This window comes from Rathayibacter sp. VKM Ac-2805, from assembly GCF_009834265.1.
GTDB lineage: Bacteria > Actinomycetota > Actinomycetes > Actinomycetales > Microbacteriaceae > Rathayibacter.
The window spans coordinates 1,532,139-1,557,619 of record NZ_CP047185.1; the positions used below are offsets into that span (position 1 = coordinate 1,532,139).

The window sequence follows — 25,481 nt, forward strand, 5'->3', positions numbered from 1 at the left end:
CGTGAGCGACGGCGGGGACGGCTTCGTGCCCGAGGGTGCGGAGGGCTCGGCGCACCTCGCCGGGGTGCCCGACGAGTTCCAGCGCCTGTGGACCCCGCACCGGATGGTCTACATCCAGAAGGGTCAGCCCGGAGCCGACGACTGCCCCTTCTGCGTGGCGCCGACGCTGAGCGACGAGGAGGCCCTCATCGTCGCCCGCGGGGAGCACGCCTACGTCCTGCTCAACCTGTTCCCGTACAACTCCGGCCACCTCCTGGTCTGCCCGTACCGGCACATCCCGCTCTACGACGAGGCCACTCCCGAGGAAGTGGCCGAGATCGGAGCGCTCACGCAGACGGCGATGCGCGTCGTCCGCTCGGTCTCGAACAACGACGGCTTCAACCTCGGGATGAACCAGGGCGCGGTCGCGGGAGCGGGGATCGCCGCCCACCTGCACCAGCACGTGGTCCCGCGCTGGGCGACCGACGCGAACTTCTTCCCGATCATCGCCCGCACGAAGGCGCTCCCGCAGCTGCTGGGCGACGTCCGGGCGAGCCTCTCGGCGGCCTGGCCGAGCCTCTAGACCGCCGCCCGGCCCCCTGTCCAGCGCCGCGGACGGTGGGCGCCGTCTCGTAGACTCGGAGCTGCCGTCGGCGGAAGTCGCCGCACAGAACAGGACTCGCGAACATGACCGACACCACCACTCCGTCCTCGTCCGCTCCCGAGCAGTTCGGCTCGAGCCGCGTCAAGCGCGGTCTCGCCGAGATGCTCAAGGGCGGCGTCATCATGGACGTCGTCGACGCCGATCAGGCCCGCATCGCGGAGGACGCCGGCGCGGTCGCCGTCATGGCGCTCGAGCGCGTCCCCGCCGACATCCGCTCGCAGGGCGGCGTCGCACGCATGAGCGACCCCGACCTGATCGACGGCATCGTCTCCGCCGTGTCGATCCCCGTCATGGCGAAGGCGCGCATCGGCCACTTCGTCGAGGCGCAGATCCTTCAGGAGCTCGGCGTCGACTACATCGACGAGTCCGAGGTCCTCTCGCCCGCCGACTACGTGAACCACATCGACAAGTGGAACTTCACCGTCCCCTTCGTCTGCGGAGCGACCAACCTGGGCGAGGCGCTGCGCCGCATCACCGAGGGCGCTGCGATGATCCGCTCGAAGGGCGAGGCCGGTACCGGCGACGTCTCCGAGGCGACCAAGCACATCCGCACGATCTCCGGCGAGGTCAACCGCCTGAAGGCGATGACCAAGGACGAGCTCTACGTCGCCGCCAAGGAGCTGCAGGCCCCCTACGACCTGGTCGTCGAGATCGCCCGGACCGGCAAGCTCCCCGTCGTCCTCTTCACCGCCGGCGGGGTCGCGACTCCGGCCGACGCGGCGCTGATGATGCAGCTGGGCGCCGACGGCGTGTTCGTCGGCTCCGGCGTCTTCAAGTCGGGCGAGCCCGCCAAGCGCGCGGCCGCGATCGTGAAGGCGACCACCTTCTTCGACGACGCGAAGGTCGTCGCGGAGGCGTCCCGCGGACTCGGCGAGGCGATGGTCGGCATCAACGTGGCCGACGTGCCCGCGCCGCACCGCCTCTCCGAGCGTGGCTGGTAGCGCCGAGGCGCCCGTCGCGGGAGAGGGCGAGACGCGGGAGTCCCTCGAGGGGCTCCGCGTCGGCGTCCTCGCGCTGCAGGGCGACTTCCGCGAGCACGCGCACGTCCTGCGCGAGCTGGGCGCCGAGGTGGTGCTCGTGCGCCGCCCGGAGGAGCTCGCCACCGTCGCGGGGCTGGTCATCCCGGGCGGCGAGTCCACGGTGATGGACAAGCTGTCGCGACTCTTCGGCCTCGCGGAGCCGGTCGTCGAGGCGATCAGTGCGGGGATGCCCGTCTACGGGACGTGCGCCGGGCTGATCATGCTCGCCGACCGGGTCCTCGACCGCATCGACGGCCAGAGCAGCTTCGGCGGCCTGGACGTGTCGGTCCGGAGGAACGCGTTCGGCAACCAGCTCGACTCCTTCGAGACCGATCTCGACGTGCCGGCCATCGGCGATCCGCCGGTGCACGCGGTCTTCATCCGCGCACCGGTCGTGGAGGAGCTGGGGGAGCGGGCGACCGCTCTCGCCAGCGTCGCCGACGGGCGGGTGGTCGCGGTCGAGCAGGGCAACCTCCTCGGGACGGCGTTCCATCCCGAGATCACCGGCGACTACCGGTTCCACGAGCTGTTCCTGCGGAAGGTCGCGGCGACGCGCTTCGGCGACTGACCCGCTGCCGTCCCCTCCGCCAGGGGTGGACGGTACGGGACCCGCGGGCCAGGGTGGTCGCATGCCCGAACTCCCCGAGGTCCAGGCCCTCGCCCTCCATCTCGACGCGCGCCTGGGCGGACGCGTCCTCGAGCGGCTCGACGTGTTCGCGATCTCCGCGCTCAAGACCGTCGCCATCCCGCCGTCGGCTCTGTCCGGCGAGACCGTCCACGGAGTATCGCGGCACGGCAAGTTCCTCGACATCGCAGTCGGCGAGGCCCACGTCCTCCTGCACCTCGCCCGTGCCGGCTGGGTCCGCTGGCGGCCCGAGCGGCCGACGGCGCCGGCGAAGCCCGGCCGGGGACCGCTCGCTGCGCGGCTGGTCCTCGACGACGGGTCGGGGTTCGACGTGACGGAGGCCGGCACCAAGAAGAGCCTCGCGCTCTCGATCGTCGCCGATCCGCTCGACGTCCCGGGCGTCGCCCGGCTGGGTCCCGATCCGCTGGACCCGGAGTTCACGGAGGAGATCCTCGGCGCGATCCTCGCCACGGCGGGCCGGGCGCAGGTGAAGGGCGTCCTCCGCGACCAGTCCCGCATCGCCGGCATCGGCAACGCCTACTCCGACGAGATCCTCCACGTGGCGCGCATGTCGCCCTTCAAGCCCGCCGCGCTCACCGCCGACGAGCTGGACCGCCTCTATGCGGCCCTCCGCTACACCCTCGAGGAGGCGCTCGCCCGCGCCGAGGGCCTGCACGCGGCCGACCTCAAGCGCGAGAAGAAGCTCGGCATGCGCGTCCACGGCCGCACAGGAGAGGCGTGCCCCGTCTGCGGCGACACGATCCGCCAGGTGGTCTTCCACGACTCCACGCTCCAGTACTGCCCCACCTGCCAGACCGACGGCAGGATCCTCGCCGACCGGCTGCTGTCGCGGCTGATCAAGTAGCGAGCCGGTCCCTGCCCGGCTCGCCGCGGTCGGCTTCCGGAGATGGCGGGGCGGGTGGAGCGGGTCGCGTTCGCCTACAGCGATCCGCTGGCACGCGGATCACTGGTTCGGCTGTGCTTGTGGCGAGCCGGTCCGCGCCCGGCTCGCCGCGGTCGGCTTCCGGAGATGGCGGGGCGGGTGGAGCGGGTCGCGTCCGCCTACAGCGATCCGCTGGCACGCGGATCGCTCGTTCGGCGGTGCTTGTGGCGAGCCGGTCCCTGCCCGGCTCGCCGCGGTCGGCTTCCGGGGGTGGCGGGGGTGGGTGGAGCTGTGGAGCGGGTCGCGTCCGCCTAGCGCGATCCGCTGGGACGCGGATCGTGCGTTCGGCGGTGCGGGGGCGCGCCGGGAGGGCGGCTCGTCGTCGGCGAGACGGGCGCGGAAAGCTCGGTGCTCGGGCCGAGACGGGCGCGGACCGGCTCTCGAATAGACTGGCCCCTGCCATCAGCGGCGCCCTCGGGGGCCGCACGCAACGAGATTTCCGAGGGAGCACCGTGTCCGGGCATTCCAAGTGGGCCACGACCAAGCACCAGAAGGCGATCAAGGACTCGCGCCGCGCGAAGTCCTTCGCCAAGCTGATCAAGAACATCGAGGTGGCCGCCAAGATCGGCGGCGCCGACCTCTCCGGCAACCCGACGCTCGTCGACGCCGTGCAGAAGGCGAAGAAGACCTCGGTGCCGAACGACAACATCGACCGCGCGATCAAGCGCGGTGCCGGCCTCACCGGCGAGGTCATCGACTACACGACGATCATGTACGAGGCCTACGGCCCCAACGGCATCGCCCTGCTCGTCGAGTGCCTCACCGACAACAAGAACCGCGCCGCGGCGGACGTCCGCACCGCGATGACCCGCAACGGCGGCACCATGGCCGACCCGGGCAGCGTCGCCTACAACTTCGCGCGCAAGGGCGTCATCTCCGTGCCCCACGGAGAGAGCGTCACCGAGGACGACGTGCTCGGCGCGGTCCTCGACTTCGGCGTCGACGACGTGCTCGACCACGGCGAGAGCTTCGAGGTCCGCGTCGAGCCGAGCGAGCTCGTCCCGGCCCGCTCGGCCCTGCAGGAGGCGGGCATCGACTACGACTCCGCCGACATCGAGTTCGTCGCCTCCCTCCAGGTCGAGGCCGACGCCGAGACGGCTCGCAAGGTCTTCCGCCTGATCGACGCGCTCGAGGACTCGGACGACGTGCAGAACGTCTACACCAACCTCGACATCACCGCCGAGGTGCGCGCCGAGCTCGAGAACGAGGAGTGACGCGGTGAGCCCGGCCCGATCCCGGAGGGCGGCCTGATGCGCGTCCTCGGGATCGACCCCGGGCTCACCCGCTGCGGCGTCGGCATCGTCGACGTCTCGCGCGACCGCCGCGCGACCCTCGTGCACGTGACGGTCCTCCGGACACCGCCCGACGACGCGCTGGAGCGCCGCCTGCTGGCCCTGGGCGACGGGCTCGAGGCGCTGCTCGACGAGCACCGCCCCGACGCCGTCGCGATCGAGCGGGTCTTCGCGCAGAACAACGTCAGCACCGTGATGGGCATCGCGCAGATCAGCGGCGTCGCCCTCGTCGCGGCGGCCCGGCGCGGGCTCCCGGTCGGGATGCACACGCCGAGCGAGGTGAAGGCCGCCGTCACCGGCTACGGAGCTGCGGACAAGCGCCAGGTCACCGCGATGATCCAGCGCGTCCTCCGGCTCGACGCCCCGCCGCGGCCGGCCGACGCGGCCGACGCTCTCGCCCTGGCCGTCTGCCACGCCTGGCGGGCCCCTCTCGCGCCCTCCTCCGGGTCGGCCGGAGCCGGTGCCGACGGAGCGGCGGGAGGCACAGCAGCGCAGCGGGCATGGCGCGCCGCCGAGGCCGCGAGTCGAACGCCTGTTCGAGCATCTAGACTGACGCGGTGATCTCCTCCCTCCGCGGCACCGTCCTCTCCGCCCGCGGGAGTCTCGCCGTCCTCGACGTCCACGGCGTCGGCTACGCGGTGAACGTGACCCCGCAGCACGCGCTCGAGATGCGCGTCGGCGACGAGACCACGGTCAGCACCGTGCTCGTCGTCCGCGAGGACTCGCTCACCCTCTACGGCTTCCCCGACGAGGAGCAGCTCGAGATCTTCGAGCTGCTGATCGGCGTGACCGGCGTCGGCCCGAAGTCCGCCCTCGGCGTGCTCGGCGCGGTCGAGCCGGACCGGATCGCGCAGGCGGTCGCCGACGAGGACGACGGGGTGTTCCGGAAGGTCAGCGGCATCGGCCCGAAGACGGCCAAGCTGATCATCCTGTCCCTCGCCGGCAAGGTGACCGTCCGTCCGCGCGCCGCCCGCGGCTCCGGTCCCGCCGCCACCGCCGCGCAGAACGTGCTCGCGGCGCTCGTCGGCCTGGGCTGGCCCGAGCGCACCGCGGCCGATGTGGTCGACGAGATCCTGCTCGACGCGCAGGCCTCCGATGCCGCGAACGTGCAGGCGCTGCTCCGGCTCGCCCTCGCCCGCCTCGGTCCGGCGGCCCGCTCGTGAGCGACGACGTGCTGGGCGCGGAAGTCGCCTCGGAGGCCGAGGTCGCCTTCGAGGGCGCCCTGCGGCCCAGGAACCTCAGCGAGTTCGTCGGCCAGCGCAAGGTGCGCGGCCAGCTCGAGCTGCTGCTCAAGGCCGCGGCCATGCAGGGCCGGACCCCCGACCACATCCTGCTCGCGGGCCCGCCCGGGCTCGGCAAGACGACTCTCGCGATGATCGTGGCGGAGGAGAGCTCCTCGCCCCTGCGGCTCTCCAGCGGCCCCGCGATCCAGCACGCGGGCGACCTCGCCGCCGTCCTCTCGTCGCTGCTGCCCGGCGAGATCCTCTTCATCGACGAGATCCACCGCATGGCGCGCTCCGCGGAGGAGATGCTCTACCTCGCGATGGAGGACTTCCGGATCGACATCATGGTCGGCAAGGGGGCGGGAGCGACGTCCGTCCCGCTGGATCTCGCCCCGTTCACGCTCGTCGGCGCCACGACTCGCTCCGGCCTGCTGCCCAATCCGCTCCGCGACCGCTTCGGCTTCACCGCGCACCTCGAGTTCTACGCGGAGGACGAGCTGCGGCAGGTGCTCGCCCGGGCGGCACGGCTGCTCGAGCTCGACATCGACGCGGACGCGATCGCCGAGATCGCCGGCCGCTGCCGAGGCACCCCGCGCATCGCGAACCGCCTGCTCCGGCGGGTGCGGGACTTCGCCCTGGTCCACGGCGGACGGGCCGACGTGACCGCCGTCCGCGCGGCGCTGGAGCTCTACGACGTCGACGCGCTCGGACTCGACCGGCTCGACCGCGCGGTGATGGAGATCGTGCTGACCCGCTTCGACGGCGGGCCGGTCGGCCTGAACACCCTCGCCGTGTCGGTGGGGGAGGAGGCGGAGACGGTCGAGGCCGTCGTCGAGCCGTTCCTCGTGCGGATCGGATTGCTGACGCGGACGCCGCGGGGCCGCGTGGCGACCCCCGCCGCCTACCGCCACTTCGGCATCGACCCCCGGGGGACGGCGGCTCAGCCGCCCCTGTTCCCCGATGATCTATGATTCTCTAGGCCCGACGGGCCACTCGATCCGCTCCGCCTCGACCTGAGGCCGCGCGGCGGATCGCCCATCCACTCCGGAAGGCCCACCCATGGATCCGACGATCATCCTGCTCGTCCTGCTGCTCGCCGTGATGATCATCTTCATGTTCCGCAACAACAAGAAGCGCCAGCGCGACGCGGAGAGCATGAAGAACAACCTCCAGCCGGGGGTGGAGCTGATGACCGGCTCCGGCCTCTTCGGCACCGTCGTGTCGATCGACGACGAGGCGAACAAGATCGTCATCGAGTCGACCCCCGGCACGCTGCTGACCATCCACCGTCAGGCGATCGCCCGGCTCATCGACCCGAGCGAGAACGCCGTCGTCGTCGAGACCGAGGACGAGGCCGACCCGCTGACCGCGACCGGCTCGCCCGAGTTCGGCGAGCGCGACTCCGCGCACCGCGACCCGCTGGTGGACCCGGTCGAGCGCGACCGCCGCCCCGACGCGCAGTAGTCTCCTGGGCGGGCCGGGCGCATCGGCGCCCGCCCGCCCTTCTCCACGCCCGGGCGACCCCGGGCCGATCACCGTCGACCGAAGAGAAAGCTGAGCCCTGGGTGGCCGCATCAACCCCCGTCCGGAAGGCCCGCCGCTCCCTGAGCTGGCTCGGTGTCCTGATCCTCGCTCTCGTCGGACTCAACACGGCGGCCGTCCTCTGGGGCGGCGGCTCCTGGACGCCCAAGCTCGCCCTCGACCTCGAGGGCGGCACGCAGATCGTCCTGCAGCCGCAGCTGAACGACGGCGACACCGTCTCGTCGGAGCAGCTGACCCAGGCCGTCTCGATCATCCGCCAGCGCATCGACGCGTCCGGCGTCTCCGAGGCCGAGATCACGACCCAGGGCTCGAGCAACATCGTCGTCTCGATCCCGGGCACGCCCGACGACGAGACGCTCCAGCGCATCGAGGCCTCGGCGAAGCTCGACTTCCGCCCGGTTCTCGTCGCGAGCCAGGCCACCAACAGCTCGGTCGGCGGCGACGCGACGTCCTCGCCCACGCCGACGCCCGTCGACCCGTCGCTCTCGACGGAGCCGACCGCCTCGCCGACGAACGCGAGCGACCTCGCCTACCTCACGCCGGCGCTCGAGGCCCAGTACACCTCGTTCGACTGCGCGTTCCTCAACGGCCAGGACCCGAACCTCGCCCCGGCCGACCAGCCGCTCATCACCTGCGACGACAGTGGGACGGTCAAGTACGTCCTCGGCCCGGTGGAGATCACCGGCGAGGACATCTCGGACGCCTCGAACGGCCTGATGACGACCTCCTCCGGCGCCAGCACCGGCACCTGGGCCGTCAACCTCTCGTTCGACGACCAGGGCACGCAGGCCTTCGGCGACGTGACCTCGCGCCTCGTGGCGCTGCAGGGTGCGCAGAACCAGTTCGCGATCGTCCTCGACGGCCGGGTCATCTCGGCCCCGTCGACGAACGCCGCCATCACCGACGGCAACGCGCAGATCTCGGGCTCCTTCACTCAGGAGTCGTCGAAGACGCTCGCCGACCAGCTCAAGTACGGCGCGCTGCCGATCGGCTTCCAGGTCCAGAGCTCGGACAGCATCTCGGCGACGCTCGGCTCCGCCCAGCTCGCCAGCGGCCTGCTCGCCGGCCTCATCGGCCTGATCCTCGTCATCGTCTACTCCATCGCGCAGTACCGCGTTCTCGGAGCCGTCACGATCGCCTCGCTGCTCGTCGCGGCGATCGTCACCTACCTCGTCGTCACGCTGCTGTCCTGGCGGGAGGGACTGCGCCTCTCGCTCGCAGGAGTCGCGGGTCTCATCGTCGCGATCGGCATCACGGCCGACTCGTTCATCGTGTACTTCGAGCGCATCCGCGACGAGCTCCGCGACGGACGCGGCCTCGAGTCCGCCGTCGAGTCCGGCTGGCGGCGCGCGCTGCGCACCATCTTCGCGTCCGACATGGTGAATCTGCTCGCCGCGGTGGTCCTCTTCCTCCTCGCCGTCGGCAGTGTCCGCGGCTTCGCGCTCACCCTCGGGATCACGACGATCATCGACCTGATCGTGGTGGCGCTGTTCACCCACCCGATCCTGCAGCTGATGGCCACGAGACCGTTCTTCGCCGAGGGGCACAAGGCCTCGGGCCTGGATCCCCGGGCGCTCGGGGCCGTCTACCGCGGCCGTGCCGCCTTCCGTCCGCAGGACCAGGTGGTCGCCGGCAAGCGCGCCTCCGCGTCCCGCGAGGCGGCCAAGCGCCAGACCATCGCCGAGCGGAAGGCCGCCGAGGCGGCCGGCCTGCGCGACTCCAACGACTCGAACGGGAAGGACGCGTGATGGCCAGCTTCTCGCAGTTCGGAAACGACCTCTACACCGGTGCGCGATCGATCGACTTCGTCGGCCGGCGCCGCACGTGGTACCTCGTCTCGCTCGCCCTGATCCTGATCACGCTGCTCGGGACGGTCGCCCGCGGCGGCTTCAACTTCGGGATCGAGTTCACCGGCGGCTCGCAGTTCACGGTGTCCTCGCCGTCGAGCCTCGAGCAGGCGACGGCGACGGATGCGGTGACTTCGGTCGCTCCGGAGACCGTGCCGCGCGTGTCCATCGTCGGCGACGACTCCATCCGCGTGCAGACCGGGCAGCTCTCGACCGACGAGTCGACCGCGGTGCGGAACGCCCTGTCGGAGGCGTACGACGTGCCCACCGACCAGGTCGCCTCCTCCTTCATCGGAGCGGCGTGGGGCAACGACGTGACTCAGCAGGCCCTGCGCGGCCTGGTGATCTTCGTGGTCCTCGCGGCCCTGGCCATGTGGGCGTACTTCCGCACCTGGAAGATGTCGCTCGCGGCGATCGTCGCGCTCCTGCACGACCTCGTGATCGTGGCCGGCGTCTACGGCATCACCGGCACCGAGGTGTCGCCGGCGGCGGTGATCGGGCTGCTGACGATCCTCGGCTACTCGCTCTACGACACAGTCGTGGTCTTCGACAAGATCCGCGAGAACACCGTGGAGGCGCTCGGCAGCACGACGCGCACCTTCTCCGAGACGGTGAACCTGGCCGAGAACCAGACGCTCGTGCGCTCGATCAACACCTCGATCGTCGCCGCCCTCCCGGTGGCCGCGATCCTCGTGATCGGCGCGTTCGTCCTCGGCGCGGGCACCCTCCGCGACATCTCGCTCGCCCTGCTGATCGGCATCATCGTCGGCACCTACTCGACGATCTTCGTCGCGGCGCCGCTGTACGCGCAGCTGCGCAGCCGGGAGCCCGAGATCTCCAAGCACGACAAGCGCGTGGAGTCGGCCCGGGCGAAGGCGACCGCTCCGGCCGCGCCGGCCGTGCAGGGCTGAGCCGTGGCCGACTACGCACAGGTCACGGCGGCTGACGCCGTCGGGCTCGTCGAGCGCGACGAGGTCTGGCTGCTCGACGTCCGGGAGCCGCACGAGTGGGCGGCGGGGCATGCTCCGGCCGCCCACCACATCCCGATGGGGGAGATCGGCGCCCGGCAGGACGAGCTCCCGGCCGACACGGCGATCCTGGTGGTCTGCCACTCCGGAGTCCGCTCCGCGATGGTGACGCAGGCCCTCGACGGCGCCGGCTACGAGGTCGCCAACGTCGACGCCGGCATGACCGCCTGGGCCGCGGCGGGCGGCGACGTGGTCGACGGCGAGGGGCGCCCGGGACGCATCGGCTGACGCCGGCGCCGTCCGCCCCGGGCGGAACGGTCATCGGCACCGTCCGCACGGGCGATAATGGGGCGATGGAGATCCTCGCGTGACGGAAACGACGACGACGTCCTCGACCGCTGCCCTGCGCAGACTGGTCCCGCGGATCTTCTCGCGCGCGCAGCCCTCCGGTGCTGTCGACACCCTCGTCCGCACCGTCCGGATGCACCATCCCAAGAGCGACATCGCGCTGATCGAGCGCGCGTACTCGGTCGCGGAGCGGGCGCACGCGAATCAGAAGCGCCGCAGCGGCGAGCCCTACATCACGCATCCGCTGGCCGTCGCGCAGATCCTCGCCGACCTCGGCATCGGCTCGAAGACGATCGCCGCCGCGCTGCTGCACGACACCGTCGAGGACACCGACTACCAGCTCGACGAGCTCCGCGCGGACTTCGGCGACGAGGTCGCGATGCTCGTCGACGGCGTCACCAAGCTCGACAAGGTCAAGTACGGCGACAGCGCGCAGGCCGAGACCGTCCGCAAGATGATCGTGGCGATGTCGAAGGACATCCGCGTCCTGATCATCAAGCTCGCCGACCGCCTCCACAACGCGCGGACCTGGGGCTTCGTCCCCGCCGAGTCCGCGGCCCGCAAGGCCACCGAGACCCTCGAGATCTACGCGCCGCTGGCGCACCGCCTCGGCATCCAGGCCATCAAGTGGGAGCTCGAGGACCTGTCCTTCGCGGTGCTCTACCCCAAGATCTACAACGAGATCGAGAGCCTGGTGAAGCGGCGGACGCCGCAGCGCGAGGAGTTCGTGCAGAACGTCATCGACCTGATCAGCGAGGACCTGCGGGCCGGGCGGATCCGCGGTCGCGTCGTCGGCCGGCCGAAGCAGTACTACTCGATCTACCAGAAGATGGTCGTCCGCGGTCGCGAGTTCGACGAGATCTACGACCTGGTCGGCATCCGCGTCCTCGTGAACTCGGTGCGCGACTGCTACGCCGTGCTCGGCTCGATCCACGCCCGCTGGACGCCGATGCCGGGCCGGTTCAAGGACTACATCGCCACTCCGAAGTTCAACCTCTACCAGTCGCTGCACACGACGGTCGTCGGGCCGAAGGGCCGCGCGGTCGAGATCCAGATCCGCACCAACGAGATGCACCAGCACGCGGAGTTCGGCATCGCGGCGCACTGGAAGTACAAGGAGCAGATGGCCACCGGCAAGGTGCCCACCTCCGGATCGAACGACACCGACCTCGCCTGGCTCGCGCACCTCTCGGACTGGCAGTCGGAGACCACAGACCCGAACGAGTTCCTCGACTCCCTCCGCTTCGAGATCGGCGCCAAGGAGGTCTACGTCTTCACCCCGAAGGGACGCGTGATCGGCCTGCCGACCGGTGCGACCCCGGTCGACTTCGCCTACGCGGTGCACACCGAGGTCGGGCACCGGACGATGGGCGCCAAGGTCAACGGGCGCCTCGTGCCGCTGGAGTCGGCTCTGACGACGGGCGACGTGGTCGAGGTCTTCACCTCGAAGAACCCCGACTCGGGGCCGAGCCAGGACTGGCTCCACTTCGTGCAGAGCCCGCGGGCCCGCAACAAGATCCGGCAGTGGTTCACCAAGGAGCGGCGCGACGAGGCGATCGAGCAGGGCAAAGACTCCATCGCCCGGGCGATGCGGAAGCAGAACCTGCCGCTGCAGAAGCTGATGAGCCAGGACACCTTCACCGAGGTGGCCAGCCAGCTGCGCTACAACGACGTCGAGGCGCTCTACGCGGCCGTCGGCGAGGGCCACGTCTCGACCCAGTCGGTGCTCGAGAAGGTCGTCTCCTCCATCCAGGGCGATCCGGAGTCGGACGAGAACGAGGTCACCCTCCCGCGCTCGCCCCGGCCTCGGAGCCGGAGCAGCGAGTCGGGCGTCCTCGTGAAGGGCGCGCCGGACATCCTCGTGAAGCTGGCGAAGTGCTGCACTCCGGTTCCGGGCGATCAGATCGTCGGATTCGTGACGCGGGGAGCCGGCGTCTCCGTGCACCAGGCGAACTGCCACAACGTGCAGGAGCTGCTGAAGGAACCGGAGCGGATCGTCGACGTCGAGTGGGCGCCGTCCTCCAAGAGCATCTTCCTTGTGCAGATCCAGGTCGAGGCGCTGGACCGCTCGGGCCTGCTGAGCGACGTGACGCGCGTGCTCTCGGAGCACCACGTCAACATCCTCTCGGCGACGGTCTCGACCTCGAGCGACCGGCTGGCGATCAGCCGGTTCGTCTTCGAGATGGGCGACACCACCCACCTGGACCGCGTGCTGAACGCCGTGCGCCGGATCGACGCCGTCTACGACGTCTACCGGGTGAACGCGGGCTGATCCCCGGGCGGCGCCTCGCCGAGCGCCGCCCGCAGCCGTCGTCCGACGATCCTCCGTCCGGCGACGGCGCTGCCCTCCTCCAGCCTCGCGAGGACGGCGTCGAGGCCGGTCCGGGTGCTCCGAGAGAGCGCTCGGAGGATCGCGCCCGTGTCCTCCGTCCGGGCGAGGTCGATCAGCGTGCGAGCAGGCGACGTGACCGGCGCGCCGCCGAGGAGGACGACGTCGTCCTCGTCGAGCAGGACCTCGTGGCAGCGCAGGCGGGGGTTCGACGGCGCCTGTCGGCGCTTCCGCCGGTCGATCGAGGCGCTGTGCACCCGCGGCGGACGGTGCGTCGCTCCGTGCACCCACGCGGCGGAGAGACGATCGGCGACGGCGCCACGGGGGAGCAGCGAGCGCAGGGAGGCGGCCCGCTCGGACGCCCCCAGGGGCAGGTCCGCGACGAGGAAGCCCTCGTCGAGCGCGACCAGCTCGCCGTCGAGGCGGGCGGCGCACAGCTCCGCGAGAGGGAGGTGCCCGGGGAGGAGCACGGAGGGGAGGCGCATCCGGCCATGCTGGCCGATGCGCCTCCCCTCCGGAGCGTCGCGAGCGGATCTGTGGAGGGATCCGCCGGAGCGGGTCTAGCCGATCGCGTCGAGCCAGACCTTGCGGGCGTCGAGCGCCTCCTGAGCCTGGGCAATCGCGTCGCGGTCACCGCGCGCCTTCGCCTCGTCGAGCTCGTCCTGGAGCTTCTGGATCGCGGCGGTCAGCTGCGAGGCGAGACCCTCGGAGCGGGCCTTGCGCTCCGGGTTGCTGCGGTTCCAGTGCTCCTCGTCGAGCTTGCGGACGTGCGCCTCGACCTTGCGGAGGCGGTCCTCGACGGTGCGCACCTGCTCGCGCGGCACGCGGCCGACGGCGTCCCAGCGCTCCTGGATCGAGAGCAGCACCCGCTTGGCCTTCTCGCGGTCCTGCTCCTGCAGGAGCGGCTCCGCCTCCTCGAGGAGGGCGAGCTTGAGGTCGAGGTTCTCGGTGTACTCGACGCTCTCCTGCGCGACGATCTCGGCCTTGGCGCCGTAGATCGCGTCGCCGGCGGCCTTGAAGCGCGCCCAGAGCGCGTCGTCGAACCGCTTGCCGGCACGGCCTGCGACCCGCCAGCGCTCGAGCAGCGCGCGGTAGTCCGGGATGGCGTCGGCGCCCTGGGGCACCAGCGCCTCGGCCTGGTCGATGAGCGCCTGCTTGGCCTGCTTGGCCTCGCGGTGCGCGGAGTCGAGGTCGGCGAAGAACGCCTTGCGGTTCTGCTCGATCGTGGTGCGCGCTCCGCGGAACCGGCGCCACAGCTCGTTCGCGTCGTTCTTGGGAAGGCGCGGGCCCTGCTGCTGGTGGTTCTGCCAGCGGGCGAAGAGGTCGTCGATCGCGGCGCTGGCCTGCTTCCACTGCGTCTTCGCCGGGTCGACCGCCGCCAGGGCCTCGGCCTCGGCGACGATGGCCTCGCGGTAGGCGAGGGCCTCGGACAGCGCGGCCTTCGACTCGGCCGCCTGCTGCTCGGTCAGATCCTCGACGGAGCCGCTCAGCGCGTCGACCCGGGTCTGCAGCGACTCGAGGTCGCCGACCGCGTTCGCCTGCGCGATGGCCGCGGACAGCGACTGCACCGTGCGGGCGACGTCTCCGGCGGGTGCGCCCCGCTTGGCGCGCTGCTCGAGCAGGGAGACCTGCCCGGCGAGCTCCGTGTACTTGCGCTCGTAGTAGGCGAGCGCCTCCTCGGGAGTCGCATCGGGGTACTGGCCGACCTCTCGCTCCCCGTCGCCGACGCGGACGTAGACCGTCCCGTCGTCGCCGACCCGTCCCCACGGCTGCTGGTCACTCATCGCTCGGAGCCTCACCTTGCTGTTCGATGTCGTGCTTCTCGGTGCCCGTCGCGTCGTCGGCCGGTGGGGCTCGACGGCCGGAGGGCCGAAGACCGCGCTCGGCCGCGAACGGGCAGTGACGACAAGCCTATTGCACTCCCCGCGCGGGCGGACCGTGACGACGCCGCGGGTGCGGCTACTGGACGGAGACGGAGGTGATGGTCACGGGCTCGGCGGGGGCGCCGTCACCCGATCCGTCGGCCGTGCCCTTCGACACGACGTCGCTGACGAGGGCGTCGAGTCCCGAGGTGACCTGCCCGAGCACGGTGTACCCGCCGGCCGCGTCGGCGGGCAGGGTCGTGTCCTGGTAGACGACGAAGAACTGGCTGCCCTGGCTGTAGCCGTTGCCGCCCTGGCGGGCCATCGCGATGGTCCCGGCCGGGTAGACGCCGTCCTCGGGCGCGTTCTCGACGGGGCCGTAGCTGTATCCCGGTCCGCCGGTGCCGTCGCCGTCCGGGTCGCCGCACTGGAGGACGTAGAGGCCCTCCGTGGTGAGGCGGTGGCAGGAGACGCCGTCGTAGAAGCCGGACTGCGTCAGCGAGATGAAGGAGGACACCGCCTGCGGGGCGGCGGCGCCGGCGAGCGTGATGCCCAGCGGGTCCTCGCCGATCGTGAGCGTGCCCGTCCAGTCGCGGCCCTCGGCGATGTCGGAGGAGGGGACGTCGCCGGTGTTCGACCCCGTCGCCTCGGGCGTCGGGGTCGCGGAGGAGGAGGAGGTCGGCTCGGCGACCGGGGTGCCGGGGCCGCCGGAGAAGTAGAGGATCTGGGCGACGACCGCGAGCCCGATCACGACGACGGCGGCGATCGCCGCGATCACGTTGTCGCGCACGCGCCGCTTCTGCCTCGAGCGGTGGAGGCTCTGACGGGCCTGGTAGGCCCGGAGCCGGGTGCGCGCCTCGCGGTCGTTCGACTTGCCCTGGGCCACGTGTTCCTCCGACGTCCTCGTCCGCGCGGCTTCGGCGCGGCGGCCCGCGCACGCAGGCCGCGTCGAGCCTACGAGAACCGCCGGAGGCGCGACAAACGCCGCTCCGTCGCGCCGGGCAGTCGGGCCGGGGCTCTGTCGGAGGCCGTCGTTACGCTGGGGGCATGACCATGCAGCAGGCCGGACTCCGCTCCGGGGCGACTCCGCTCGCCGTGCGGATGCGGCCGCGCAGCCTCGAGGAGGTCGCCGGCCAGCGCCACCTCCTGACGCCCGGCTCGCCCCTGGTCGCCCTCGCCGCCGACACGACGGGGGAGCGGGGAGCGGTGTCCGTGATCCTCTGGGGCCCTCCCGGCACGGGCAAGACCACGCTCGCGCAGGCGGTGGCCCACTCCAGCGGCCGCCGCTTCGTCGAGCTCTCCGCCGTCACGGCGGGCGTGAAGGACGTGCGGCAGGTGATGGAGGAGGCACTCTCCACCCGCGACCTCTACGGCACGTCCACCGTGCTCTTCCTCGACGAGATCCACCGCTTCACCAAGGCGCAGCAGGACGCACTGCTGCCCGGGGTCGAGAACGGGTGGGTCATCCTCATCGCGGCCACGACCGAGAACCCCTCGTTCTCGGTGATCGCGCCGCTGCTCTCGCGCTCGCTCCTGCTGACCCTCGAGCCGCTCAGCGACGACGACCTGGGCGTCCTGGTCGACCGCGCCCTGCACGACGAGCGGGGTCTGCGCGACTCGGTGACGCTGGAGGAGGAGGCCCGGGCGAGCATCGTGCGGCTCGCCTCCGGAGACGCCCGGCGGGCGCTGACCGCGCTCGAGGCCGCCGCCACCTCCGCCCGCTCGGAGGCCCGCGAGGCCGACCGGGTCGCCCGCGCCGCCGCCGCGGAGGACCCGGACGAGGAGGACGAGGACGACGAGGACGACGAGGGCGCTCCCGTCGAGGCCGCCGCCGAGGAGCCCGCGCTCCCCGTCATCACGACCGAGGTCGTCGCGCGCGCCGTCGACCGCGCCCTGCTGCGCTACGACCGCAACGGCGACGAGCACTACGACGTCATCAGCGCCTTCATCAAGTCCATCCGGGGCTCGGACGTCGACGCGGCGCTGCACTATCTGGCCCGGATGATCGAGGCGGGGGAGGATCCGCGGTTCATCGCCCGCCGCATCATCGTCTCCGCGTCCGAGGACATCGGCATGGCCGACCCGCAGGCGCTCGTCGTCGCGATCGCCGCGGCGGACGCCGTGCAGTTCATCGGCATGCCGGAGGGGCGCATCCCGCTCGCCCAGGCGGTCGTGCACCTGGCGACCGCCCCGAAGTCGAACGCGTCCTACTCCGCCATCGACGCGGCCATCGCGGACGTGCGCGCGGGCCGCGCGGGCCGCGTGCCGGCGCACCTGCGCGACGCGCACTACCCCGGCGCCAAGAAGCTCGGCCACGGGAAGGGCTACCGGTACCCGCACGACGCCGACCTCGGCGTCCTCGAGCAGCAGTACCTCCCGGATCCGCTCCAGGGCGCGCGGTACTACCGGCCCACCGAGCACGGCAACGAGCGCGACGTCTCCGCGCGCCTGGCGAAGCTCCTGCGCATCATCCGCGGCGACCGGGGCTGACCGCGCCGACCACGAGCTCGCGCGACCCGCACGGGAGGCCGTGGCCTGATAGTCTTGCGAGGTTGCCCACCGCTCTGTAGCCGAGCGGAGCAGCGCATCCCTCTGAATCGCGCAGCCCGCCACTGCGGTCACCCTTCCCCCGCACCCGCGGAGGACACGACCGCGGCGACCGCCCTCCTCCCGGAGCCGGCGGTCGAGAGCTGCGACCGAACCTCTCAGACCTTGGAAGGACCACTGTGTCGACCACGTCCCGTACCCGCTCGAAGACGCGCCTCTCGCGCGCCCTCGGCATCCCCCTGACCCCGAAGGCAGCCCGCTACCTCGAGAAGCGTCCCTACGCTCCCGGCGAGCACGGCCGCTCGAAGCGCAAGGCCGACTCCGACTACGCGGTCCGCCTGCGTGAGAAGCAGCGTCTGCGCGCCCAGTACGGCATCCGCGAGAAGCAGCTCCGCATCGCCTTCCAGGAGGCGCGCCGCACCCAGGGCCTGACCGGTGAGAACCTGGTCGAGCTCCTCGAGATGCGCCTCGACGCCCTCGTCCTGCGCTCGGGCTTCGCCCGTACCACCGCGCAGGCCCGCCAGTTCGTCACCCACCGCCACATCATGGTGGACGGCAAGACGGTCGACCGCCCCTCCTTCCGCGTGAAGCCGGGCCAGGTCATCCACGTCAAGACCCGCTCCGAGGGCACCGAGCCCTTCCAGGTCGCCGCCGCCGGTGGACACGTCGACGTCCTCCCCAAGACCCCGGGCTACCTCGAGGTCGAGATCGACAAGCTGCAGGCGACGCTCCTGCGCCGCCCGAAGCGCGCCGAGGTCCCCGTGACCTGCGAAGTGCAGCTCGTCGTCGAGTACTACGCGGCCCGCTGAGTCCAGCCCCGCAGAGAAAGGCCCCGGTGTCCGCACCGGGGCCTTTCCCGTTCCCGGGGTCGCGATCCGGAGTACCCGCCGCGCTCCGAGAGTCGCGCGCTGCGCCCGATCCGGCCGTCGCGCCCGAGCCGAGCGCCCGTCCCCGCGTCCGACCCTCTCGCGGCCCGTCGGTAGGCTGGAGTGCCGCGCTGGGCGGCATCGAACGGAGGTCACCGTGACCGGTGGAGACATCGCAGGGCTCATCGCCGCGGGGGTGTTCGCGATCCTGGTGGCGATCACCGCCGTCCCGCTCTGGAAGCTCGGGCGCGTCTTCGACAGCACGAGCGAGGCCATCAAGCAGGCCAGCGACGGCCTGACGCCGATCCTCGACGAGTCGGCCTCCACCCTCCGCGAGGCCAACCACCAGCTCGCGCGGGTGGACACGATCACCAAGGACGTCGCCGAGGTCACCGGCAACGTCAACGCGCTCGTCGCCCTCACAGCCGCGACCGTCGGCGGTCCGCTCATCAAGCTCGCCGGCTTCACCGCCGGAGTCCGCGCCGTGCTCGTCGCCGGACGCACGGCCGACAAGGCCGGAGCCGCGGTCGGCCGCTCCGCCGCGAAGCGCACGAAGAGGCCGCGCTCGAAGTAGCGCCGCGCCCGCGCCCTAGAATCGAACGGGTCGTCGCGCCGTCGCGCCCGCCCCGCCGCTGTGGAAGGACACCCCGTGAAGAACATCCTCCTGATCGTCATCGGGATCGGCCTCGGATTCGCGGTCGCCCACCAGGTCTCGCGCACCGAGGCGGGCGCCCGGCTCTTCGCCGACATCAACCGCACCGCGAAGGAGCTCGGCGAGGCCGTCTCCGAGGGCTACCACCAGCGCGAGGCCGAACTGAAGGCCGCCATCGGCGAGGGCTGACGCCCCGCCGCCCGACATCCGCGTCGTCACCGACCGAACCGTAACGGAACCCATGCAGACCGCAGACATCCGCAACCGCTGGCTCGACTTCTTCGGGAGCCGCGGCCACACCGTGGTCCCCTCCGCCTCCCTCGTGAGCGAGGATCCGAGCCTCCTCTTCACCGTCGCCGGCATGGTGCCGTTCGTGCCCTACCTCACCGGAGTGGTCCCCGCGCCCTACCCGCGTGCCACCAGCGTGCAGAAGTGCATCCGCACCAACGACATCGAGGAGGTCGGCAAGACGCCTCGTCACGGCACCTTCTTCCAGATGAACGGCAACTTCTCTTTCGGCGACTACTTCAAGGAGGGGGCGATCGGCTACGCCTGGGAGCTGCTCACCGGCGCCGAGAGCGACGGGGGACTGGGCTTCGACGAGAAGGACCTCTGGGTCACCGTCTACAAGGACGACGACGAGGCGATCGCGCTCTGGAAGACGATCGCGGGGCTGCCGGACGAGCGCATCCAGCGCCTGGACAAGGACACCAACTACTGGTCGACCGGCCAGCCCGGCCCCGCCGGCCCCTGCTCCGAGATCTTCTTCGACCGCGGACCCGCCTACGGGATCGACGGCGGCCCGGCGACGGACGACGACCGCTACGTGGAGATCTGGAACCTCGTCTTCATGCAGTACCTCCGCGGCGAGGGCACGAGCAAGGTCGACTTCGACATCCTCGGCGAGCTGCCGCGCAAGAACATCGACACCGGCATGGGCCTCGAGCGCGTCGCCTTCCTCAAGCAGGGCGTCGAGAACATGTACGAGATCGACCAGGTCCGTCCTGTCCTCGATCGCGCCGCCGAGCTCTCGGGCCGCCGCTACGGAGCCGTCCACGAGGACGACGTCCGCATGCGCGTCATCGCCGACCACGTGCGCTCCTCGCTGATGCTGCTGTCGGACGGCGTGACGCCGTCCAACGAGGGGCGCGGCTACATCCTCCGCCGCCTGATGCGCCGCACCGTGCGCGCCATGCGCCTGCTCGGAGTGGACACCGCGACGTTCCCCGAGCTCTTCGCCGCCTCGCGCGACGCGATGGCGTCGGCCTACCCCGAGGTGTCCACGGAGTTCGAGCGCCTCTCGACCAGCGCCTACGGCGAGGAGGAGGCGTTCCTGCGCACCCTCGCGGCCGGCACCGAGATCCTCGACCTCGCGGTCCTGAAGACGAAGAAGGCCGAGTCGCCGACGCTGCCGGGCGACACCGCGTTCCTCCTGCACGACACCTTCGGGTTCCCGATCGACCTCACCCTCGAGATCGCCGAGGAGTCGGGTCTGACGGTCGACCGCGAGGCGTTCGACTCCCTCATGACCGCGCAGCGCACGCGTGCGAAGGCCGACGCGAAGTCGAAGAAGTCGGCGCTGGCCGATCTCTCGGTCTACGCCGACTTCCGCGCCCACGGCGAGACGCTGTTCACCGGCTACGACGTGCTCGACACCGAGACGCGCATCCTCGGCCTCATCGTCGGCGGGCACTCCGTCACGAAGGCGGTCGCGGGCGACATCGCCGAGGTGATCCTCGAGGCGACCAGCCTCTACGCGGAGTCGGGCGGCCAGGAGGCCGACGCCGGCCGCATCGTCGGCTCCGGCTTCGATCTCGAGGTCCTCGACGTGCAGAAGCCCGTCAAGGGGCTCATCAGCCACAAGGTCCAGGTCGCCAGCGGCGAGGTCGGAGTGGGCGACGCCGCCACCTCCGTCGTCGACCGCGACTGGCGCCGGGGCGCCACGCAGGCGCACTCGGGCACGCACCTCATCCACGCCGCGCTGCGCCAGGTGCTCGGTCCGCAGGCGCACCAGTCCGGCTCCTACAACAAGGCGGGCTACCTGCGCCTGGACTTCTCGTGGAACCAGGCCCTCTCGCTCGAGACCCGCAGCGAGATCGAGGAGATCGCCAACACGGCGATCCGGGACAACCTCGAGGTCGTCACGCGCGAGCTCCCGATCGACGAGGCGAAGGCGCTCGGCGCGATGGCCCTCTTCGGCGAGAAGTACGGCGACGTCGTCCGCGTGGTCGACATCGGCGGGCCCTGGTCGCGCGAGCTCTGCGCGGGCACCCACGTCGGGCGGTCGTCCGAGGTCGGCGTGATCAGCCTGGTCAGCGAGTCCTCGGTCGGATCGACCAACCGCCGCGTCGAGTCGCTCGTGGGCCGCGAGGCCTTCCAGGAGCTCGCCGCCGAGCGCGCCCTCGTCAGCACGATCTCGTCCTCGCTGAAGACCCCGCGCGAGCAGCTCCCCGAGCGGATCGGCGAGCTCGTCGCGAGCCTCAAGGCCGCTGAGAAGCGGATCGCCGCGTTCGAGGCCAAGGCCCTCGCCGACCGGGTGCCCGCCCTCGCCGCGACCCGCCGCACCGTGGGCGGCACGACCGTCGTCGCCGAGAGCATCGGCTCCGCCGGATCGACGGACGAGCTGCGCTCCCTCGTGACCTCCGTCCGCGAGCGGCTCGGCCAGGAGCCGGCCGTCGTCGCGCTGGCCGCCGACGTCTCGGGCAAGCCCGCGGTGATCGTCGCCACCAACCAGGCCGCCCGCGACCAGGGCCGCCGCGCGGGTGCGCTCGCCAGGCGCGCCGCCGGGATCCTCGGGGGCGGCGGAGGCGGCAAGGACGACCTCGCCCAGGGCGGCGGCTCCGACGTCTCCGCCATCGGCGCGGCGCTCGAGGCCGTGGTGCAGGAAGCGACCAGCTGAATGGGCCGGTTCGGCGTCCGGCTCGGCATCGATGTGGGCCGTGCCCGCATCGGGGTCGCCCGCTGCGACGCCGACGGCCTGCTCGCGGTGCCCGTCGAGACGGTCGCGCGGGCGGGCACTGACGGCGGATCCTCGGACGTCTCCCGGATCGCGCACCTCGCCGCCGAGTACGATGCCCAGGCGATCATCGTCGGACTGCCGTTGTCGCTGTCGGGGGCCGAGACGGCCTCGACGGAGGACGCGCGCGGATTCGCTCGACTGCTCGCCGAGGCGGTGCCCACCGCTCCGGTGCGGCTCGTCGACGAGCGGCTGTCGACGGTCACCGCTCAGAGCGCCCTGCACCGCTCCGGACGCACCACCCGCGGCTCCCGAGCCGTGATCGACCAGGTCGCCGCCGTGGTGATCCTGCAGCACGCCATCGATTCCGAGCGCTCGGCCGGCACCCCGGCCGGGGTCCTGCTCGAACCGAACGAAGGACCTCCTCGTGACCGACGTCCCCCCGAGCCGCCGCGACGCCCGCGCCGCCGAGCAGGCGCAGCCGACTCCGCCCGACCCGACTCCGGAGCAGCAGCCCGCGCCGACTGAGGCGCACGATCCGCTGGGCCGCCTCTTCACCGGGCCCGACGTGCCCGAGCCCCGTGGCCGCGACGACGCGGCCGCGTTCGACCCGGACGCGCGCCCGAAGCGTCGCCGCGCGGCTCGCGCGACGGGCGGCGCGAAGAAGCGCCGCAGCCGCCGCGGGCTCATCGGCGGGCTTCTGGCCTTCGGCGTCTTCGCCGCGCTCGTCGCCATCGCCGTCACGATCTTCCTCGAGCCCGTGCGCGGCCTGTTCGCCGAGCCCGAGCCGACCGACTTCACCGGCACCGGCTCGAGCGAGGTGCTGTTCACGATCCACCAGGGCGACGGCGGCAGCGACATCGCCAACAACCTCGTCTCGGACGGGGTCATCAAGTCGTACGACCCCTTCTACGACCTGCTCCTCGCCCAGAGCCCGGAGCCCGTCTTCCAGCCCGGCGCGTACTCGCTCAAGGCCGAGATGAGCGCCAAGGCCGCACTGTCGGCGCTGCTCGACTCCGAGTCGACGCGCCTCGCGAACACCTTCGTCATCCCCGAGGGGACGGCGCTCAAGGAGGCGCTGCCGCTCATCGCGGACGGTACCGGGGTCGCGCTGACGGACCTCGAGGCGGCCGCCGCCGACTGGGGCTCGTTCGGGCTCCCGGCCGGGGCGACGAGCCTCGAGGGGTTCCTGTTCCCCGCGACGTACGACATCGACCCGTCGACGCCGGCGCACGACATCCTGAAGACGCTGGTCGACCGGATGTACCAGTCGCTCGACCAGGCCGGCGTGCCGGTGGACGACCGCTACCGCGTCGTGGTGTTCGCGTCCCTCGTGCAGCGCGAGGCCCGCGTCGCCGAGGACTTCCCGAAGGTCGCGCGCGTGTTCCAGAACCGCCTCGACCAGGGGTGGCGCCTGCAGTCGGACGCGACCGTGGCGTACGGCACCGGCGCGACCGACCGCGTCTCGACCACGGACGCCGAGCGGAACGACGCCGGCAACGTCTACAACACCTACCAGCGCGACGGTCTGCCGCCCGCGCCGATCTCGAACCCGGGGGACGTGGCGATCGACGCGGTCATGCACCCCGCGGACGGCACCTGGATGTACTTCGTCACGGTGAACCTCGAGACGGGCGAGACGGTCTACTCCACCACCGACGCCGAGCACAACGCGGCCGTCGACCAGTGGCAGGCCTGGATGCGGGACCACCCGGAGTACCAGTGACGGCCGCCGGGTACCGCCTCGCGGTCCTCGGCGCGCCGATCGCGCACTCGAAGTCGCCCGCGCTGCACGCGGCCGCCTACCGGGTGCTCGGACTCGACTGGAGCTACCGTGCCGTCGAGACGACGGAGGCGACCCTCTCCGAGGTCGTGTCCGGTGAGCCCTGGCACGGCCTGTCGCTGACCATGCCGCTCAAGCACGCGGTGCGCCCGCTGCTGGCGGAGGAGGACGCGGTCGCCCGGGTCACCGGCGCGGTCAACACCGTGCTGGTCGACCGCTCCGGTCCGGCACCCCGCCTCCGCGGGTTCAACACCGACGTCGCGGGCATCGTGCGCGCCCTCGCCGAGGCGGGCGTCGTCTCGGCGGAGCGCGTCCAGGTGCTCGGCGGGGGAGCGACCGCCGCCTCCGCCCTGGCCGCCGCCGCCGAGCTGGGCGCGGCGCGGGTCGACCTCGTCCTGCGGACGGCGTCAAGGGCCGTCGAGCTCGCTCCGCTCGCGGAGTCGCTCGGCGTCCTGATCTCGGTCCGCTCCTTCGCCGACTGGTCCACCGGAGCGCCGCTGGTGATCTCGACGCTCCCCGGCGGAGCGGCGGACGGCCTCGACGTGCCCGACGCGGCGGTCGCGGGCTCGACCCTGTTCGACGTGGCGTACTCCCCGTGGCCGAGCGCTCTCGCCCGGCGCTGGGAGCAGGGCGGCTCCCCGGTCGTCTCCGGGCTCGGGATGCTGCTCCACCAGGCCCTCGTGCAGGTGCGGATCTTCGTCGGCGGCGACCCGGCCCTGCCTCTCGATCGCGAGGACGAGGTGCTCGCGGCGATGCGCCGAGCAGTCTCGGCGGGTCCGGCGCACTGACCTCGTGTGCCAGAATCGGAGGATGCTCCGTTGGCTCACGGCCGGGGAATCCCACGGTCCCGAACTCGTCGCCGTCCTCGAAGGACTGCCGGCGGGCGTCCCCGTCTCCCTCGACGACATCCGCGCCGATCTGGCGCGCCGGAAGCTCGGCTACGGCCGCGGAGCCCGGATGAACTTCGAGCAGGACGAGCTGACGATCTCCTCCGGCGTCCGGCACGGAGCGACGATGGGCAGCCCCATCGCCCTGCGCATCGGCAACACGGAGTGGCCGCGCTGGGTCGACGTCATGTCGGCGGAGCCCCGTGACCCCGAGAGCCTGCCCAAGGGCCGCGGCGCCGCGCTCACACGGCCCCGCCCGGGCCATGCCGACCTCGTCGGGATGCAGAAGTACGGCTTCCCCGAGTCCCGCAACGTGCTCGAGCGCGCCTCCGCCCGCGAGACCGCGGCCCGCGTCGCCCTCGGCGCCGTCGCCCGCCGCTTCCTCGGCGAGCTCGGCGTCTCGCTCGTCAGCCACACCCTCGCCATCGGGCCGGTCCGCGTGCCCGAGGGCTCGCCGCTGCCCGGCCCGGCCGACGTCGCCGCCCTGGACGCGGATCCGCTGCGCTGCCACGACGCCGCGACCAGCGCCCTCATGGTCGCCGAGGTGGATCGCGCCCACGACGACGGCGACACTCTCGGCGGCGTGGTCGAGGTCCTCGCGTACGGTCTCCCGCCCGGACTCGGCTCCTACGTGCACTGGGACCGTCGTCTCGACTCCCAGCTCGCGGCGGCCCTGATGGGGATCCAGGCGATCAAGGGCGTCGAGGTCGGCGACGGCTTCCTCACCACCACCCGCCGCGGCTCGGAGGCGCACGACGAGCTCTTCCAGTCCGACGCCGGCATCTCCCGGTCCAGCGACCGGGCCGGCGGCACCGAGGGCGGGATGAGCACGGGGACCGTGCTGCGGGTCCGCGCCGGCATGAAGCCGATCGCGACCGTGCCGCACGCGCTGCGCACCGTCGACGTCGCCACCGGCGAGGCGGCCGGCGCCCACCACCAGCGCTCCGACGTCTGCGCGGTGCCGGCGTCCGGTGTCGTCGCGGAGGCGATGGTCGCCCTGGTGCTCGCGAACGCCGTGCTCGAGAAGTTCGGCGGCGACAGCGTCACCGAGACCCACCGCAACCTGCAGGGCTACCTCGCCGCCATCCCCGACGAGCTCCGCACGGCCGCCGCGAGCGACCCGGCTCTCGGGCTCGCCTGATGGCCGCA

24 protein-coding genes and 1 pseudogene are annotated in these 25,481 nt (G+C 72.1%); 22 read left to right on the plus strand and 3 right to left on the minus strand.

The window, feature by feature from the left end; all coding sequences use genetic code 11:
- The first annotated feature begins 1 nt into the window (after position 1).
- The 13 genes from GSU40_RS07165 (at position 2) to GSU40_RS07225 (ending at position 12,722) form a co-directional block, all read left to right on the plus strand.
- The gene (locus GSU40_RS07165) at positions 2-562 is read left to right on the plus strand and encodes an HIT domain-containing protein (RefSeq protein ID WP_244229625.1); all 561 of its coding nucleotides are present in this window, start codon (positions 2-4) and stop codon (positions 560-562) included.
- A gap of 104 nt (positions 563-666) precedes the next feature.
- Entirely contained in the window at positions 667-1,584 is a 918-nt protein-coding gene (gene pdxS / locus GSU40_RS07170; protein WP_160034258.1) for a pyridoxal 5'-phosphate synthase lyase subunit PdxS, read from the plus strand.
- A complete protein-coding gene (gene pdxT, locus GSU40_RS07175; RefSeq protein ID WP_160034260.1) occupies positions 1,574-2,230 on the plus strand; it encodes a pyridoxal 5'-phosphate synthase glutaminase subunit PdxT in 657 nt (218 codons plus the stop codon). The genes pdxS and pdxT overlap by 11 nt, the downstream gene beginning before the upstream one ends.
- A gap of 61 nt (positions 2,231-2,291) precedes the next feature.
- Complete coding sequence (locus tag GSU40_RS07180; protein WP_160034262.1) at positions 2,292-3,152, plus strand: DNA-formamidopyrimidine glycosylase family protein; 861 nt, start codon at positions 2,292-2,294, stop codon at positions 3,150-3,152.
- A gap of 530 nt (positions 3,153-3,682) precedes the next feature.
- Positions 3,683-4,444, plus strand: coding sequence for a YebC/PmpR family DNA-binding transcriptional regulator (locus GSU40_RS07185; RefSeq protein ID WP_104224772.1), 762 nt, complete (start codon positions 3,683-3,685; stop codon positions 4,442-4,444).
- A gap of 36 nt (positions 4,445-4,480) precedes the next feature.
- Positions 4,481-5,083: a crossover junction endodeoxyribonuclease RuvC gene (ruvC, locus tag GSU40_RS07190; RefSeq protein WP_104225338.1), complete on the plus strand. Its 603-nt coding sequence runs from the start codon at positions 4,481-4,483 to the stop codon at positions 5,081-5,083.
- Positions 5,080-5,685, plus strand: coding sequence for a Holliday junction branch migration protein RuvA (ruvA, locus tag GSU40_RS07195; protein ID WP_104225337.1), 606 nt, complete (start codon positions 5,080-5,082; stop codon positions 5,683-5,685). The genes ruvC and ruvA overlap by 4 nt, the downstream gene beginning before the upstream one ends.
- Positions 5,682-6,716: a Holliday junction branch migration DNA helicase RuvB gene (gene ruvB, locus GSU40_RS07200; RefSeq protein WP_159913883.1), complete on the plus strand. Its 1,035-nt coding sequence runs from the start codon at positions 5,682-5,684 to the stop codon at positions 6,714-6,716. The genes ruvA and ruvB overlap by 4 nt, the downstream gene beginning before the upstream one ends.
- A gap of 88 nt (positions 6,717-6,804) precedes the next feature.
- Positions 6,805-7,209 (plus strand): preprotein translocase subunit YajC, encoded by a 405-nt coding sequence (gene yajC / locus GSU40_RS07205; protein ID WP_104233318.1) that lies wholly within the window; start codon positions 6,805-6,807, stop codon positions 7,207-7,209.
- Positions 7,210-7,310: 101 nt separating this feature from the next.
- Positions 7,311-9,035 (plus strand): protein translocase subunit SecD, encoded by a 1,725-nt coding sequence (gene secD / locus GSU40_RS07210; RefSeq protein WP_104261519.1) that lies wholly within the window; start codon positions 7,311-7,313, stop codon positions 9,033-9,035.
- Entirely contained in the window at positions 9,035-10,045 is a 1,011-nt protein-coding gene (gene secF / locus GSU40_RS07215) for a protein translocase subunit SecF (protein ID WP_104233316.1), read from the plus strand. Before secD ends, secF begins: the two co-directional genes overlap by 1 nt.
- Positions 10,046-10,048: 3 nt before the next feature.
- Positions 10,049-10,390 (plus strand): rhodanese-like domain-containing protein, encoded by a 342-nt coding sequence (locus tag GSU40_RS07220; RefSeq protein ID WP_104224765.1) that lies wholly within the window; start codon positions 10,049-10,051, stop codon positions 10,388-10,390.
- Between the two features lie 79 nt (positions 10,391-10,469).
- On the plus strand, positions 10,470-12,722 hold the full coding sequence (locus GSU40_RS07225) for a bifunctional (p)ppGpp synthetase/guanosine-3',5'-bis(diphosphate) 3'-pyrophosphohydrolase (protein WP_104225334.1): 2,253 nt from the start codon (positions 10,470-10,472) through the stop codon (positions 12,720-12,722).
- Here the strand turns inward: GSU40_RS07225 and GSU40_RS07230 are convergent.
- From GSU40_RS07230 to GSU40_RS07240, 3 genes are all read right to left on the minus strand, one after another.
- On the minus strand, positions 12,701-13,264 hold the full coding sequence (locus GSU40_RS07230; protein WP_160034264.1) for a type IV toxin-antitoxin system AbiEi family antitoxin: 564 nt from the start codon (positions 13,262-13,264) through the stop codon (positions 12,701-12,703). The genes GSU40_RS07225 and GSU40_RS07230 overlap by 22 nt on opposite strands.
- 75 nt (positions 13,265-13,339) lie before the next feature.
- Positions 13,340-14,563, minus strand: coding sequence for a DUF349 domain-containing protein (locus GSU40_RS07235; RefSeq protein ID WP_104224762.1), 1,224 nt, complete (start codon positions 14,561-14,563; stop codon positions 13,340-13,342).
- Between the two features lie 175 nt (positions 14,564-14,738).
- A complete protein-coding gene (locus GSU40_RS07240; protein ID WP_104239055.1) occupies positions 14,739-15,527 on the minus strand; it encodes a peptidylprolyl isomerase in 789 nt (262 codons plus the stop codon).
- A 161-nt stretch (positions 15,528-15,688) separates the two neighbouring features.
- Between GSU40_RS07240 and GSU40_RS07245 the strand changes: the two genes are divergently transcribed.
- From GSU40_RS07245 to aroC, 9 genes and pseudogenes are all read left to right on the plus strand, one after another.
- A complete protein-coding gene (locus tag GSU40_RS07245; RefSeq protein WP_160034266.1) occupies positions 15,689-17,131 on the plus strand; it encodes a replication-associated recombination protein A in 1,443 nt (480 codons plus the stop codon).
- Between the two features lie 236 nt (positions 17,132-17,367).
- Positions 17,368-17,997 (plus strand): 30S ribosomal protein S4, encoded by a 630-nt coding sequence (gene rpsD, locus GSU40_RS07250; protein ID WP_068210518.1) that lies wholly within the window; start codon positions 17,368-17,370, stop codon positions 17,995-17,997.
- Between the two features lie 214 nt (positions 17,998-18,211).
- The gene (locus GSU40_RS07255) at positions 18,212-18,628 is read left to right on the plus strand and encodes a DUF948 domain-containing protein (RefSeq protein ID WP_104224759.1); all 417 of its coding nucleotides are present in this window, start codon (positions 18,212-18,214) and stop codon (positions 18,626-18,628) included.
- Between the two features lie 75 nt (positions 18,629-18,703).
- Positions 18,704-18,895 carry a hypothetical protein gene (locus GSU40_RS07260; RefSeq protein WP_104225329.1) on the plus strand — a complete coding sequence of 64 codons (192 nt, stop codon included), beginning with the start codon at positions 18,704-18,706 and terminating at the stop codon, positions 18,893-18,895.
- Positions 18,896-18,947: 52 nt separating this feature from the next.
- Positions 18,948-21,605, plus strand: a complete 2,658-nt coding sequence (gene alaS, locus GSU40_RS07265; protein WP_104261517.1) for an alanine--tRNA ligase — start codon at positions 18,948-18,950, stop codon at positions 21,603-21,605.
- Positions 21,606-22,067 (plus strand): annotated as a pseudogene (gene ruvX / locus GSU40_RS07270) (Holliday junction resolvase RuvX); the annotation flags it as partial.
- A 22-nt stretch (positions 22,068-22,089) separates the two neighbouring features.
- On the plus strand, positions 22,090-23,388 hold the full coding sequence (mltG, locus tag GSU40_RS16915) for an endolytic transglycosylase MltG (protein WP_104313171.1): 1,299 nt from the start codon (positions 22,090-22,092) through the stop codon (positions 23,386-23,388).
- On the plus strand, positions 23,385-24,233 hold the full coding sequence (locus GSU40_RS07280; RefSeq protein ID WP_244229626.1) for a shikimate dehydrogenase: 849 nt from the start codon (positions 23,385-23,387) through the stop codon (positions 24,231-24,233). The genes mltG and GSU40_RS07280 overlap by 4 nt, the downstream gene beginning before the upstream one ends.
- Before the next feature lie 22 nt (positions 24,234-24,255).
- The gene (aroC, locus tag GSU40_RS07285) at positions 24,256-25,473 is read left to right on the plus strand and encodes a chorismate synthase (RefSeq protein WP_160034268.1); all 1,218 of its coding nucleotides are present in this window, start codon (positions 24,256-24,258) and stop codon (positions 25,471-25,473) included.
- Positions 25,474-25,481 lie beyond the last annotated feature (8 nt).

Coding starts and splice junctions, on each gene's coding strand:
- pdxS (WP_160034258.1), top strand. CDS start 667: ATGACCGACACCACCACTCCGTCCTCGTCCGCTCCCGAGCAGTTCGGC.
- GSU40_RS07180 (WP_160034262.1), top strand. CDS start 2,292: ATGCCCGAACTCCCCGAGGTCCAGGCCCTCGCCCTCCATCTCGACGCG.
- ruvC (WP_104225338.1), top strand. CDS start 4,481: ATGCGCGTCCTCGGGATCGACCCCGGGCTCACCCGCTGCGGCGTCGGC.
- yajC (WP_104233318.1), top strand. CDS start 6,805: ATGGATCCGACGATCATCCTGCTCGTCCTGCTGCTCGCCGTGATGATC.
- secF (WP_104233316.1), top strand. CDS start 9,035: ATGGCCAGCTTCTCGCAGTTCGGAAACGACCTCTACACCGGTGCGCGA.
- GSU40_RS07230 (WP_160034264.1), bottom strand. CDS start 13,264: ATGCGCCTCCCCTCCGTGCTCCTCCCCGGGCACCTCCCTCTCGCGGAG.
- GSU40_RS07235 (WP_104224762.1), bottom strand. CDS start 14,563: ATGAGTGACCAGCAGCCGTGGGGACGGGTCGGCGACGACGGGACGGTC.
- GSU40_RS07245 (WP_160034266.1), top strand. CDS start 15,689: ATGACCATGCAGCAGGCCGGACTCCGCTCCGGGGCGACTCCGCTCGCC.
- alaS (WP_104261517.1), top strand. CDS start 18,948: ATGCAGACCGCAGACATCCGCAACCGCTGGCTCGACTTCTTCGGGAGC.
- aroC (WP_160034268.1), top strand. CDS start 24,256: ATGCTCCGTTGGCTCACGGCCGGGGAATCCCACGGTCCCGAACTCGTC.